The sequence below is a fragment of the Neotamlana sargassicola genome (genome assembly GCF_020523965.1).
GTDB lineage: Bacteria > Bacteroidota > Bacteroidia > Flavobacteriales > Flavobacteriaceae > Neotamlana > Neotamlana sargassicola.
In genome coordinates, this window is record NZ_JAJAPX010000001.1 from 364,616 (window position 1) to 377,624 (window position 13,009).

The window sequence follows — 13,009 nt, forward strand, 5'->3', positions numbered from 1 at the left end:
GTATTTTGATAAATAAAAATACCCAAGCCCATTTAGCTGTTTTTGGTGCAAATGCCATTTATGGTGCTAATTACATTATTGCCAAAGGCATTATGCCCGATAAAATTATGCCAACGGCATTTGTTTTTATTAGGCTAGCTAGTTGCACCTTTTTATTTTGGTTACTCAAACTATTATTTATTAAAGAACGTGTTGAAAAAAAAGATTTTTTTAAACTTTTTTTATGCGGCCTTTTTGGTGGTGCTTTAAACCAAATGCTGTTTTTTCATGGCATTAATTTAACATCGCCTATCGATGCTTCTATTATACAAACTGCAACCCCTGTTTTAGTTTTAGTTTTCAGTTTATTTATTTTAAAAGAAAAAATTACATTAAACAAAGTATTAGGTATTACAATTGCCGGCATTGGAGCTGTTACCTTAATTCTTTATGGTAATAACGCACAAGGTAATAGTTCGTTTTTAGGTAATTTACTAATTTTTGGTAACGCATGTAGTTATGGCTTATACTTGGTTATAGCAAAAACTATAATGAAAAAATATCATGCCATTACCGTTTCAAGTTGGATATTTTTAATAGGTTTTACTATTTCTCTTCCATTTAATGTAAATGCTTTTTTAGAAACAAACTTTAGTGGTTTTACTGCGCATACCGTTTTAACCATTGGTTACGTTATTTTATTTACTACGTTTTTTGCCTATTTATTTAACATTTTTGCTTTAAAACACTTAGCGCCTTCGGTTACAAGCAGCTATGTATATTTACAACCTGTGGTTAGCTTTATTCTTGTTAGTATTTTGGCTTACGTTTTTATGCAAAGTGAATATGCAAAAGATATAAACCCTATTAAAATTTTTAGTTGTTTGTTAGTTGCCGCTGGAGTTTATATTGTTAGCAAACCTAAAAAAGTAAAACAAGCTAAAACAAAATAGCCACGTTATCGTTTTTATTGAAAAGCGTAATTTTAAACACATTGTGTTATTTAGTTTTATATTTTTACGTGATTAATTTATTCATTTTATGAGTTCATCGTTTGAAAAACATCAAAAACGCCGTTTAATTTCCTCTTACTTTTCGGTAATATTAAGTATTGCCTTAGTGTTATTTTTAGTAGGATTGTTGGGCTTATTGGTGTTGAATGCCAAAAAAGTTTCTGACCATTTTAAAGAACAAGTAGTTGTTACTATTTACTTAAAAGACAATGCTAAAGAAGTTGAAACCAAACAACTTGAAAAAAGTTTGGCTATGGCCGAGTATGTTAAACATACCGAGTACGTATCGAAAGAACAAGCGGCAGAATTTATGAAAGCCCAAAACGGCGAAGATTTTATGGATTTTGTTGGCTACAACCCATTACAAAACTCTATTGATGTTTATCTGAAAGCAGATTTTGTTACTACCGAACATCTTGAAAAAATATCAAACGAAGCCTTAACCAAAGATTTTGTTGATGAAGTAAGCTACGACAACGATTTGGTAAAGCTCATGAATAACAATGTTAAAAAAATAAGCTTTTGGGTGCTTTTAATTAGTGGCATTTTTACTGTTATAGCTGTACTATTAATTAATAGTTCCATTCGCCTTTCTGTTTACTCAAAACGTTTTACCATAAAAACCATGCAAATGGTTGGTGCTACAAAACAATTTATTCGCAGGCCTTTTGTTTGGAAAAGTATTCGTTTGGGAATGATTGGTGCTTTAGTAGCATTAATAGGAATGGCTATAGTATTGTATTACCTTAACAAAACCTTTGCTGAGTTACAACTTTTAAGTAACCCCGTTTTAATAGGTTTACTATTTCTATTTATTTTTGCCCTAGGTGTCGTTATTACTTGGGTAAGCACCCATTTTGCAACACAACGTTTTTTAAACTTAAAAACCGAACAACTATACTACTAAAAAATAATTGCTTTTATTTGTAAAAAATTAAAAATTATGGGAGAACAAAAACGAAAAGAAAGCAAAAAACCAGCTTTTGTTTTTGGCAAAAAAAACTATAAATTTATGTTTATTGGTTTAGCTGTTATAGCGTTAGGTTTTATTTTAATGTCTGGTGGCGGCAGCGACGACCCAAATGTTTTTAATCCTGAAATTTTTAACTGGAGACGTATTCGTTTGGCACCTATGCTAGTGCTTATTGGTTTTGGTCTTGAGGTATATGCTATTCTTTTAAATCCTGAGGAAAACTAATGAATATAATTGATGCTATAATTCTTGGAATTATTCAAGGACTTACCGAATTTTTGCCAGTATCATCTAGTGGCCATTTAGAATTAGGTAAAGCCATTTTAGGTGATAATTCCGTTCCAGAAGAAAGTTTACTATTTACTGTCGTTCTTCATTTTGCAACTGCATTAAGTACTATAGTTGTATTTAGAAAAGATATTTTAGATTTAATTAAAGGCGCCTTAAAGTTTAAATGGAACGACGATTTACAGTTTATAGTTAAAATTGGAATTTCAATGATTCCAGCTGTTATAGTTGGTTTATTTTTCGAAGAACAACTTGAAGCCCTATTTGGAGGAAACATTTTACTTGTTGGCTGTATGCTTATTGTTACTGCCTTATTATTATTTTTAGCCGACAAAGCTAAAGACACCAACAAAAAAGTATCGTTTGCAAATGCTTTTTTAATAGGTATTTCGCAAGCTATTGCCATGTTGCCTGGTATTTCACGTTCCGGATCAACTATTTCTACATCAGTATTATTAGGAAATGATAAAACCAAAGCTGCGCGCTTTTCATTTTTAATGGTTGTACCTTTAATTTTTGGTAAAATGGCTAAAGATGTTTTAAGTGGCGATATTTCTTTAGAAAGTCAAAATTTCACTGCGCTTTCTATTGGCTTTGTTGCAGCATTTGTAGCAGGACTATTTGCTTGTACCTGGATGATTGCACTAGTTAAAAAAAGTAAACTATCTTACTTTGCTATTTACTGTGCTGTAGTTGGTGTTATTGCTATTGCAGTTGCTTTATTAAATTAATATGAAAACTGCAGAAGATTATCTAACTGGGCAAGTTTTACTTATAGATAAACCCTTAAACTGGACATCGTTTCAGGCTGTAAATAAACTGCGCTGGGAAATACGTCAAGCCTTCAATATTAAAAAAATAAAAGTTGGGCATGCAGGCACGCTCGATCCTTTAGCTACTGGGCTTTTAATTATTTGTACGGGTAAAAAAACTAAAGAAATTAATACATTTCAGGCTCAAGTTAAAGAATACACAGGAACCATTGTTTTAGGGAGTACAACACCTTCTTTTGATTTAGAAACCGAAATAAATGAAACATTTCCAACAGATCATATTACAGAAGAATTAATACATCAAACCACCAAACAATTTATTGGAGATATTGAACAGTTTCCACCAGTTTTTTCTGCAGTAAAAAAAGATGGCAAACGTTTATACGAATTTGCAAGAGCTGGTGAAGCCGTTGAAATTAAACCAAGAACCATCAATATTTCTGAATTTGAAATCACTTCCATCGAAAATTTAAATGTTAATTTTAGAGTCGTTTGCAGCAAAGGTACTTACATACGTTCTCTAGCTAACGATTTTGGAAAAGCATTACAATCCGGCGGGCATTTATCGGCTTTACGACGCACTAAAATTGGAGATTTTAATGTTGAAAATGCCGTAAGTATTGAAGCCTTTATTAGCCAGCTTAACAACAATTAACATCTATATATCAATATTTTACGTATATTTCAGGAAACCTATTTATTCAGAATTTTTTAGATTTGAACCTAACAAATCAACATAAAGCCCTAATAATCAGCTCCATATTCGCAACTATTGTACTTACATTAGCTTTTAATTTGGGCTTAGAGCGTCACGAAATGTTACTAAATGAGAGTTATTACGAGCTTGAACCTGAAAAAAAGCGAACTCCTGAAGAAGAAAAAATTCAAAAAACACTAGATAAATTTAGTAAAGCACGTACCAACAGCGCATCGAACGAAAACAAAAAAAACAAACATTTTGCGCAAGCGTTTAAAACCATTGCACCACCTAAAGATTATGTTCCTAAGTTTAGTAGTTATCAAGACGGACCAAACACAGCAAAACAAAGCTATAAGAAACAAAACGATACCGAACTAAACAAGGAAGAACTCGAAACATTTAGTAAAGTAAACGAACTTCTTAAAAAACAAAAATCGGGTAACGACAATTCGAAAAGCACCATAAGCTATTCCTTATTAAACAGAACAAAAGTACATATTCCCATTCCCATTTATTTATGCGAAGAAAATGGTAAAATTGTAGTAAACATTACCGTAAACGATAAAGGTAATGTGGTTAACACATATGTAAACAGCTCATCGAATTCGGCTAACGAGTGTTTAAAAGAACGGGCTTTAGAATATGCCAAACAATCCGTTTTTAGCCCAGACCCAAGCAAACCTTCCCAAATAGGAACTATTACATTTAACTTTATAGGGAAGTAACAGGACTTAATTTATTTAAAATTTCGGTAATATCTTCAATAATATTTTGGCCTTTATTTTTGTTATACCAATGCTGTAAAACTTCCTTAAATTCGGGTGTTAAATTACCGTGCTTACTTTTAAATTCATTAACCAAATTAGTGGCTTCGGTTGGTCTTGGTCCATAAGTATCAAAAACTTCACCGGTTTCATTATCAATCATAATTACTTTTGGAATAGATCGTCCGCCATTGGTTAAAAACGCATCCATAAGCTCTAAATTTTCATCACGCAACACCAATTTTAAATCAATATTATCGTTTAATTCTGCTACCTTATTAATTGCTGGTAAAACATGGGCTGCATCGCCACACCAACTTTCGGTAATAGCGAGAAAAGTAACCGACCTGCTAAATGCAGCAACAGCCTCTTTATGGTTTTGGCTTACTTTTATTGTTTTGTCCCAACGCTTCATGCGTCTTTCATTAAGTTTAGTATAGTTTATTAAAGCATCACTTTGCTCTAATCCTGTGGTTACTTCATTTAAAGCTAAGTTTTTAATTAACTCTCGATAAGCATTGTAATTAATAGCTTTTTGTAAACTTTTTGCAATTATAGAATCCATAATTATTTATAATTTAAGGCAAAACATCAAAGCAAATTTAGCGCATTAATATTTTAATTAGGATGATATTTGTCATACTTTTACGCTAATCCTTACAACAAAAATATGAGCACAAAACATCGATGCGGCTGGTGCGAAGGCGATGCGCTTTACGAAGCATATCACGACCAAGAATGGGGCGTTCCTGTTTATGACGATGCTACCATTTTTGAATTTTTAACTTTAGAAACCTTTCAGGCCGGATTAAGTTGGATTACCGTACTTCGAAAACGTGAAAATTTTAAATTGGCTTTTGATGATTTTGACTATATAAAAATTGCGAACTACACGCAAGATAAGCTCGAAGAATTGTTACAAAATCCTGGGATAATTAGAAATAAACTGAAGGTAAAAGCAACGGTAACAAACGCGCAAGCATTTATTAAAATACAAGAAGAATTTGGATCGTTTAGTAAATATATTTGGGGGTTTGTTAACGGAAAACCTATAAAAAACCAAGTAAAAAACTACAAAGAAGCACCGGCAAACACAGCTATTAGTGATGCCTTAAGCAAAGACTTAAAAAAACGTGGGTTTAAATTTGTTGGCTCTACGGTTGTATATGCACATATGCAAGCAACTGGTATGGTAAACGATCATGAAATTAACTGTTTTAGGTACCATGAAGTTTAATTTATTACTTTTTTTGTTGTGTGCCACACTTTCGTTCGCTCAAAGCAAGAATGAAAAAGAAGCCCGCATTCCTGCTTCTCGGTTTCCAGAACAAGCATTTAATTATTTAAAAAACACCGAAAAATCTTTAAAAAGATTAAAATATTTTAAAGAAATTGATGGACACCGTAAAAGTTACGAAGCTAAATTTAAGTATAACAAATTGCAATACAGTATTGAGTTCGATACCCTGGGTAAACTTGAAGATATTGAAATTATTATTAAACAAAAGCATATTCCAGAAAGTGCTTTACAAACCATAATAACTTACTTTAAAACCAATTTCGATAGCTTTAATTTTATAAAAATTCAAGAACAATATGTAAATAAGTCTACTAAAACAGATGCTGAATTTATTAATTATATTTTAGAAAATCCTATTGGAAAACACACCCATTTTGAAATTATTGCCGAAATAATATCAAACAAAAACCGTTTTTTTAAAGAATTTACCTTTAAGTTTACAGGCGAATTCGAAACCTCAAGACCTATATCTTCAGCGTCGTACGAACATGCATTATTTTAAATCTCTCTTATTCCTTTTATTTTTAGGTTGTTTATCGGTTACCGGCCAAAATAATTTAACCCTTATGGGAGAATCTGCTTTTTCTGTTAGCCATAAAGCAACTAAAAATTATAGTGTAAACTTTGCAGCGCGATCTCGCTACTTTTTAAACGAGAATAATACCTTTAGCTATAAACAACAGCAATTAGATGTTTATCACTTTTCAACTTTAAAACTAAACCTAAATCATGATTTAAGTTTAGGAATTTATTACAGAAACAGAGATTTATTTAACACTGGTAGTGGCGAAGTTAGGTTTACGCAACAATTTAATTACAAAAAGCAGAAGCACTTGGTTAGGTTTGGCCATAGGTTTAGAGCCGAACAACGTATTTTAGATACTAAAACTATATTTAGACAACGTTACAGGTTTGCAATAGATTTTCCGTTAAACGGAGAAAAGTTAGATGTTGGAGAACCTTATTTATTTTGTTCGTTAGAAGGGCTTTGGAGCTTTAGTAAAAAGGACAGTGCAGAATTCGACGAACGCACTATTACTCAAATTGGTTGGCAAGTTTCTGAAACTTTGAAGCTTCAAACGGGTTTAGAATATAGACTTGAAGCTTTTAATATTATTGCGAAGCATAGTTTATACTTATTAACTTCTGCTGTATTTAAGCTTTAAAATTTAAAGACCCAAGCTTCAGAAAGAATACATTGGGCCTTAAAGCAATTTACACTAAATTTTTATGCGAAATATTTTTTCTTTAACCAGAAAGACACTTTTACTAACAATATTAAAGCAGGAACTTCCACTAAAGGACCTATAACCCCAGCAAAGGCTTGACCTGAATTTAAACCAAAAACAGCAATGGCTACGGCAATGGCTAGCTCAAAATTATTACCAGCGGCTGTAAAGGCTACTGCAGCCGTTTTATCGTATGTTGCCCCCATAGCTTTGGTAAAGAAGAACCCAACAATAAACATTAATCCGAAATAAATTAACAGAGGCACAGCAATTATTAATACATCCATTGGTATTTCTACTATTAACTCGCCTTTAAGAGAAAACATAATAATAATTGTAAATAGTAGAGATATTAAAGTTAGTGGCGAAATGGTTGGTATAAATTTGTTTGTATACCAATCTTCTCCTTTAAGTTTCACCAAAATTAATCGGCTTAATATGCCTAATAAAAATGGAAGGCCTAAATAAATAGCCACACTTTCTGCAATTGTTGCTATGGAAATATCGACAATAGCACCTTCAAACCCAAAAAGTGGCGGTAATTTGGTAATAAATAACCATGCATAAAAGCTATAACCAAATACTTGAAAAATACTATTTAATGCAACCAAACCAGCACCGTACTCACTACTTCCTTCGGCTAAATCGTTCCAAACTAAAACCATGGCAATGCATCGCGCAAGCCCTATTAAAATAAGACCAACCATATATTCTGGATAATCTTTTAAAAAGGTAATGGCCAAAACAAACATTAATACAGGACCAACAATCCAGTTTAAAACAAGTGAAATGGAAAGTATTTTAGTATTACGAAACACCTTTGGCAACAAGGCATAATTAACTTTGGCAAGGGGTGGGTACATCATTAAAATTAAACCTATTGCAATAGGAATATTTGTTGTTCCTTTATTAAATGAATTAATAATATTTGGAAAACTTGGAAAGAAATAACCAATTCCTACTCCAATCGCCATAGCGATAAATATCCATAAGGTTAAATTCTTATCTAGAAAGCTTAATTTTCTCATTGCATTCATTAATTTGAATATTGCAATATTACGATGATTGGATATATTATCAAAATTAAGATTTAATTATTTACGTTAAGAAATAATTAATTACAACAACTTAAAAAAAGACTCTCCGGTTATATGCTTTGCTCCTAAACTTTCTAAATGTTTAGTATGCACTTGGCAATCTATAAGTGTATAATTAGAATTTTTAATGAAAGTAACAAATCCTACTTTACTCGCATTACTCACTTTTGTGAACATACTTTCACCGTAAAAAACACCATTTTTTATATCGACACCGTATAAACCACCAACCAAAACATTGTTTTGCCAAACCTCAATCGATTTTGCATAACCTTGTTCATGTAGTTTAGTATATGCTTCAATCATTCTTTTGGTAATCCATGTTCCATCTTGGTTTTTTCTATTCGCTAAGGCACATTGGGTTATCACCTCTTTAAAATCTTTATTTACAGTTACATTAAAATTGCCATTTCGAAGTACTTGCCGCATACTTTTAGAAATTTTAAGTTCCTGCGGATATAAAACAAACCGCGGATTTGGTGCCCACCACAAAATAGGTTCGACATCATACCATGGAAAAATTCCCATTTTGTATGCCAACAGTAAACGCGGCACAGTTAAATCGCCTCCAATTGCCAATAAACCATCGCTATAAGCTTCATCTGGATCTGGAAACCAAAGGTCTTCTGTGAGTTGATACATTTTGTAAAAATAAAAAACCTTTCAATAAGCTATTGAAAGGTTAAGTGTTATACACGATTCCAAAAAATAATTTAGAAAACTAATTAAAACGGTAAATCGTCGTGATCGTCTTCGTTTAAATCGCCAGCTGGTTCAAACGCATCTGCTGGAGGAACTGGAGGTAAATTTTCTCCACCGGCTTCAGCCTGTACAGCCTCAATTCTCCATCCTTGAATTGAGTTAAAGTATTTTGTCTCTCCTTGTGGATTCACCCATTCTCTACCACGTAAATTAATATTTATTTTTACAGGTTGACCAACTTTGTAATTGTTTAGTAAATCGGTTTTATCTTGTACAAATTCAACCATAATATGTTGTGGGTACTGCTCTTCTGTCGTTACCACTATTTCTCTTTTTCTAAACCCATTATTACCAAAAGTTTGGGTTTCGCCAATCACTTTAATTCTTCCTTGAACTTCCATCTAATCAAATTATTTATTACTATTTATTTATCTTACTTTTTATATTTTTTCTGTGGGCTACAAAGGTCTATTTATTTTTTAAGTTAACAATACTTTCCAAGCACTATCTACATCACCAAAACTTAAAAATTTACGAGCCAACTCATGTTTTTCTACTTGGCTGTAAGCTATTATTTCAGGTTTTTTAACCGCTAAGTTTTTAAAAAACTCAGCGGCTTCTTCTTGGGTTGGTAAAACCTCAACATTTCCTAAAATACCTAAATCGTTACCGGTTAAAACAGTACTGTTTTTTATGTTTTCAGGAAAACTATCAACCCCTATTCCTAATGTACTTAAAGGCTTAGCTATTTCAAAAAAGCCTGTTTTTGCTCTGCTGTATAAATTTCCTCCAGCCCGTGCAACCAAATCTATCTTATTTTGGTCAATTTTACCTTCTTCATTTAAAACAGCCTCATCAATATGCAATTTTACAACTTCGCAAATTACTAAATTTCCAGCTCCACCTTCATTTCCTAATTTTACAACATCGGTAACCTTACACTCCATTTGCACCGGAGATTCAGCAACCCTAAACGGCTTTACTATATCTGATTTTAACATGGTTAAACCAGCCTTTTCAAACTCGTTCACGCCTTTAGCATACTCGGTACTGCTTAACGACATTTGCTGCACCAAATCGTAATTAACTACATTAATAACGACTTCTTTTACTGCCTCTACGTTTTCTAACGTGTGTTTTACTGTATTATTCTTAACTCGTCTTGCCGGAGAAAAAATTAATACTGGTGGGTTAGCACTAAATACGTTAAAAAAACTAAATGGCGATAAGTTTGCTTGTCCTTGGGCATCAATTGTACTTGCAAAAGCAATGGGCCTTGGTGCCACAGCACTCAACAAATAACCATGTAACTGGCTCGTTGATATGGATTTAGGATCTATGGACAGCATCGCAAATTTATTTAAACAAAGGTAACTATTCTTGCCTGCATCTAAAAACCGATTTACTAACAACTTAAACAATAATATTAACAGAATTGCATTATATTACCGAACAAATCCCTTTGTTAATGATTTTAAGCAAGCACAGCAATTTATTTCGTTGGATAATTATTACCGCTTCTTTTGCCATTGTTTCTCTTATTTTATGGAAAACCTTCGAGTTTTTTCAGCATTTTAAAGAAGAAGAACGTATTAAAATGGAAAATTGGTCGTTTGCTCAAACCGACTTATTAAAAACCACAAATTTAGATATCGATCTTGGTAATTTGCCACTTAAAGTTATTACCAGTAATAAAACCACACCAATGATTATGGTTGCCGAAAATGGTAGCTACGATTTTAATAACATTGATGAAAGTAAGGTTATAGACTCTATTGCAGTACAAAAATTAATTGCAAAGTTTCAAGAAGAAAATAACCCCATAAAAGTAAAATTAGACGGAAGGGTAATTAGCACTATTTACTACGGAAACTCACCACTTTTAAACAAACTAAAGTATTACCCATTAGCCTTATTTTTAATTATTTTTTTGTTTGCCGCCGTAATTTATTTCTTTTATAAAAGCAGTAAAACCGCAACACAAAATAAGCTTTGGTCTGGTATGGCAAAGGAAACGGCGCATCAAATAGGAACACCACTTTCCTCTTTAATTGGTTGGACCGAAATTTTAAAAACCGAAAACGTTAATCCGGATTATATTGTTGAAATAGAAAAAGATATAGATCGCCTACAAACCATAACCGAACGTTTTAGCAAAATTGGCTCGCTACCGGTTTTAGAGGCTTCGAATATTGTTGAAGAAACTGTAAACTCTTTTGATTACCTAAAAGCGAGAGCATCAAAACTTATAACATTTGAAATAAAGATCCCAAACGAAGAAATTATCGTAAATCTTAATAAACAACTTTATAGTTGGGTTATTGAAAATTTAGTGAAAAATGCCATTGATGCCATGAAAGGTCGAGGCAAATTAATTGTTGAAATTTCACAATTAGAAAACAACGTAATGATTAAAGTAACCGATAGCGGTAAAGGTATCGCTAAAAAAGATTTTAATAAAATTTTTGAGCCTGGGTTTACCACTAAAAAACGTGGTTGGGGCTTAGGCTTATCGCTTACAAAACGAATAATTGAAGACTTTCATAACGGAAAAATAAAGGTTCTTCATTCCGAAATAGGCAAAGGCACCACCATTCAAATTCAATTAAAACGAAACAATTAACATGCCAGAAACGTTCATTACATTATCTGAAATCGCTTTAAAAAACAACTGTCCGGTTTGTTTTAATAATGAGGGTTTACGCTTAACATTTAAGCAAAAAATAATAGAAACTAGTTTTTATAAAAATGCCACTACAAATGTTAGTAACACTTTAAGTTGTAATAAATGTGAATCTACTATTTACCCTGTACAATGGACAGAAGATATTGAGCGTGTTTTCGATTATCATAAAAAACTAAATACTCCAGAAAAGGTTTTAAATTACAAAAATCCGTTTTGGATTACACTTGCTTTTATTATAATTACAGCTATTGCAATTGGTGTTTACTTCGGCTTAAAAAACTAGAGGGTAAACCTCCTCTAACATTATTGAGCACCTTCCTTTTAACCAAATAAATACGCAATGCCTTGGTTTTACATCGTGGTTTTTCAAAAATTTTCTTTGGGTAATTCTCTGTAAGTATCTAATAAAAAAATGTAAAGAGCACAGATAACACAATGACTTTAAATGGTTAAAAACGCTTAGAAAAACTTTTTTATGTCATTTACAAAAATGCCTTAATTGCCTCTGCGACTTCTTTAAACTGTTCGGTTGTTAAGTTTTCCTTTTTAGTAAATCTGGCATCGTCCATGGCATTCAAAGGAATTAAATGTACATGTGCATGGGGCACCTCTAAGCCAATTACAGTTAAGCCAACTCTGTTACAAGGTATAGCTTTTTCTATGGCTTTTGCTACTTGTCTTGAAAAAGACATTAAACCATTATATGTTGCTTCATCTAAATCGAATAATTTATCAACCTCTTTTTTTGGAATACAAAGTGTATGTCCTTTTGCATTGGGATTAATATCTAAAAACGCGAAAAAATCTTCGGTTTCAGCGATTTTGTAACAAGGTATTTCGCCGTTAATTATTTTAGTGAAAATAGAAGCCATAGTAGAATATTTTGTATCGATGTAAATATAAAAAAGATTCCAAACCAAAAGAGATAAGGAATCTTTTTAAAAATTTTAAATGAAGAATTATCTAGAAATTTCAACAATATCAAATTTCATAACACCACTTGGCACTTTAATTTCTGCAACATCGCCAACAGACTTACCTAATAAACCTTTACCAATAGGAGAATTTACCGATATTTTACCAGAAGCTAAGTCTGCTTCGCTTTCTGCTACCAAAGTATAATTCATTTCCATACCGTTGGTTTGGTTTTTTATCTTCACCTTACTTAGCACTAATATTTTTGAGGTGTCTAACTGCGACTCGTCTATAATTCGAGCATTAGCTAAAGTCTCTTCCATTTTAGAAATTTTCATCTCTAACATGCCTTGAGCTTCTTTAGCTGCATCGTATTCTGCATTTTCACTTAAATCGCCTTTGTCTCGTGCATCGGCAATAGCTTGTGAGGCTTTTGGGCGTTCTATATCTTTAAGCTGATTAAGCTCGTCTCTTAATTTTTTTAATCCTTCTGGTGTATAGTATGATACTTTACTCATAACTTCATCGTTTTACTTAATACAAAAAGCTGAAAATCCCGAAATATCGGGACAGCATACAAAAAAATCCCG

18 protein-coding genes are annotated in these 13,009 nt (G+C 32.4%); 11 read left to right on the top strand and 7 right to left on the bottom strand.

All coding sequences use genetic code 11. From position 1 onward, the window contains the following. The first annotated feature begins 5 nt into the window (after positions 1-5). The 6 genes from LG651_RS01520 (at position 6) to LG651_RS01545 (ending at position 4,451) form a co-directional block, all read left to right on the top strand. Positions 6-932, top strand: a complete 927-nt coding sequence (locus LG651_RS01520) for a DMT family transporter (RefSeq protein WP_226694395.1) — start codon at positions 6-8, stop codon at positions 930-932. A gap of 88 nt (positions 933-1,020) precedes the next feature. Further along, positions 1,021-1,899: a cell division protein FtsX gene (locus LG651_RS01525; RefSeq protein ID WP_226694396.1), complete on the top strand. Its 879-nt coding sequence runs from the start codon at positions 1,021-1,023 to the stop codon at positions 1,897-1,899. A 36-nt stretch (positions 1,900-1,935) separates the two neighbouring features. Further along, a complete protein-coding gene (locus LG651_RS01530) occupies positions 1,936-2,190 on the top strand; it encodes a DUF3098 domain-containing protein (RefSeq protein WP_226544293.1) in 255 nt (84 codons plus the stop codon). Continuing rightward, positions 2,190-2,984 carry an undecaprenyl-diphosphate phosphatase gene (locus LG651_RS01535; protein WP_226694397.1) on the top strand — a complete coding sequence of 265 codons (795 nt, stop codon included), beginning with the start codon at positions 2,190-2,192 and terminating at the stop codon, positions 2,982-2,984. The genes LG651_RS01530 and LG651_RS01535 overlap by 1 nt, the downstream gene beginning before the upstream one ends. Before the next feature lies 1 nt (position 2,985). Beyond that, the gene (gene truB, locus LG651_RS01540; RefSeq protein ID WP_226694398.1) at positions 2,986-3,681 is read left to right on the top strand and encodes a tRNA pseudouridine(55) synthase TruB; all 696 of its coding nucleotides are present in this window, start codon (positions 2,986-2,988) and stop codon (positions 3,679-3,681) included. A gap of 62 nt (positions 3,682-3,743) precedes the next feature. Continuing rightward, on the top strand, positions 3,744-4,451 hold the full coding sequence (locus LG651_RS01545) for an energy transducer TonB (protein WP_226694399.1): 708 nt from the start codon (positions 3,744-3,746) through the stop codon (positions 4,449-4,451). Here LG651_RS01545 and LG651_RS01550 read toward each other — a convergent pair. Then, complete coding sequence (locus LG651_RS01550) at positions 4,438-5,055, bottom strand: thioredoxin family protein (protein ID WP_226694400.1); 618 nt, start codon at positions 5,053-5,055, stop codon at positions 4,438-4,440. The two genes, LG651_RS01545 and LG651_RS01550, sit on opposite strands and share 14 nt — an antisense overlap. Positions 5,056-5,160: 105 nt before the next feature. Here LG651_RS01550 and LG651_RS01555 point away from each other — a divergent pair, with 105 nt between their 5' ends. The 3 genes from LG651_RS01555 to LG651_RS01565 all read left to right on the top strand — a co-directional run bounded on the left by LG651_RS01555 (position 5,161) and on the right by LG651_RS01565 (position 6,956). Then, the gene (locus LG651_RS01555; protein ID WP_226694401.1) at positions 5,161-5,727 is read left to right on the top strand and encodes a DNA-3-methyladenine glycosylase I; all 567 of its coding nucleotides are present in this window, start codon (positions 5,161-5,163) and stop codon (positions 5,725-5,727) included. Then, complete coding sequence (locus LG651_RS01560) at positions 5,693-6,292, top strand: hypothetical protein (protein ID WP_226694402.1); 600 nt, start codon at positions 5,693-5,695, stop codon at positions 6,290-6,292. Before LG651_RS01555 ends, LG651_RS01560 begins: the two co-directional genes overlap by 35 nt. Positions 6,293-6,356: 64 nt before the next feature. Then, positions 6,357-6,956, top strand: a complete 600-nt coding sequence (locus LG651_RS01565; RefSeq protein ID WP_226694403.1) for a DUF2490 domain-containing protein — start codon at positions 6,357-6,359, stop codon at positions 6,954-6,956. Positions 6,957-7,018: 62 nt separating this feature from the next. On the opposite strand, the gene arsB is transcribed toward LG651_RS01565, so the two are convergent. From arsB to LG651_RS01585, 4 genes are all read right to left on the bottom strand, one after another. Beyond that, positions 7,019-8,047 (bottom strand): ACR3 family arsenite efflux transporter, encoded by a 1,029-nt coding sequence (gene arsB, locus LG651_RS01570; RefSeq protein ID WP_226694404.1) that lies wholly within the window; start codon positions 8,045-8,047, stop codon positions 7,019-7,021. A 90-nt stretch (positions 8,048-8,137) separates the two neighbouring features. Beyond that, positions 8,138-8,758 carry a leucyl/phenylalanyl-tRNA--protein transferase gene (gene aat, locus LG651_RS01575; protein WP_226694405.1) on the bottom strand — a complete coding sequence of 207 codons (621 nt, stop codon included), beginning with the start codon at positions 8,756-8,758 and terminating at the stop codon, positions 8,138-8,140. 83 nt (positions 8,759-8,841) lie between these two features. After that, positions 8,842-9,219 carry a DUF3127 domain-containing protein gene (locus LG651_RS01580; protein WP_226694406.1) on the bottom strand — a complete coding sequence of 126 codons (378 nt, stop codon included), beginning with the start codon at positions 9,217-9,219 and terminating at the stop codon, positions 8,842-8,844. Between the two features lie 78 nt (positions 9,220-9,297). Continuing rightward, on the bottom strand, positions 9,298-10,167 hold the full coding sequence (locus tag LG651_RS01585; RefSeq protein ID WP_226694407.1) for a flavin reductase family protein: 870 nt from the start codon (positions 10,165-10,167) through the stop codon (positions 9,298-9,300). Positions 10,168-10,286: 119 nt separating this feature from the next. On the opposite strand from LG651_RS01585, the gene LG651_RS01590 reads away from it, so the two are divergent. Together LG651_RS01590 and LG651_RS01595 are read left to right on the top strand one after the other, a co-directional pair. Next, a complete protein-coding gene (locus LG651_RS01590; protein WP_226694408.1) occupies positions 10,287-11,441 on the top strand; it encodes a sensor histidine kinase in 1,155 nt (384 codons plus the stop codon). Position 11,442: 1 nt separating this feature from the next. Beyond that, entirely contained in the window at positions 11,443-11,787 is a 345-nt protein-coding gene (locus LG651_RS01595) for a hypothetical protein (RefSeq protein ID WP_226694409.1), read from the top strand. Between the two features lie 199 nt (positions 11,788-11,986). On the opposite strand, the gene LG651_RS01600 is transcribed toward LG651_RS01595, so the two are convergent. Both LG651_RS01600 and greA read right to left on the bottom strand, forming a co-directional pair. Continuing rightward, complete coding sequence (locus LG651_RS01600) at positions 11,987-12,376, bottom strand: HIT family protein (protein ID WP_226694410.1); 390 nt, start codon at positions 12,374-12,376, stop codon at positions 11,987-11,989. 87 nt (positions 12,377-12,463) lie between these two features. After that, positions 12,464-12,937 (bottom strand): transcription elongation factor GreA, encoded by a 474-nt coding sequence (gene greA, locus LG651_RS01605; protein WP_226694411.1) that lies wholly within the window; start codon positions 12,935-12,937, stop codon positions 12,464-12,466. Positions 12,938-13,009 lie beyond the last annotated feature (72 nt).